Source organism: Salinimicrobium oceani (assembly GCF_012037645.1).
This window is the reverse complement of sequence record NZ_JAAVJR010000499.1, coordinates 1-484: the sequence shown is the minus strand read 5'-3', so window position 1 is coordinate 484 and position 484 is coordinate 1. Positions and strand designations below refer to the sequence as shown.

At 40.9% G+C, this 484-nt stretch carries 1 protein-coding gene; it reads left to right on the top strand.

Annotation, left to right across the window (positions count from 1 at the left end; genetic code table 11):
* Positions 1-484, top strand: a 484-nt coding sequence (locus tag HC175_RS17920; RefSeq protein ID WP_438865958.1) for a DUF7033 domain-containing protein, incomplete at both ends; no start/stop codon positions are given.

The following is a 484-nucleotide window of genomic DNA, read 5'->3' as shown; positions in this document are numbered from 1 at the left end:
CCCTACCCTTTGATATTTTTGCTGCTTCCTTTTACCTGCTTAGCAGGTATGAAGAATATCTCCCCCATGTTAAGGACAAGGAAGGAAGATTTCAGGCGAGTGAAAGCCTGGCTTTTCAGCAAGATTTTTTAGAGTTGCCGGTGATTGATATTTGGGCGGTGAGATTCCGTAAAATTCTGAAAGAAAAATTTCCGAACCACGTTTTTCAGGAGAGGGAATTTTCAGCAAATTCTGTTATTACTGTTACTGAAGCCTTCTGCTATCGAAAAAAGGGTATTGTAAGGGTTGTGCTCGGTCTTCTTGTGGATCTGCTTCAGCTAAGACCAAAACATGTGCTACACCGACTCCAGGTAATGCTTAAGTTCAGAAAAGATCCCTATGATGTTTACTCGCGTTTGATCAGACTTCTAAAAAAGCATAAGGTGGAGATGAAATTCATGTTCCAGGTGAGTGACTTTTCCACTTATGACCGCAACATTAATCA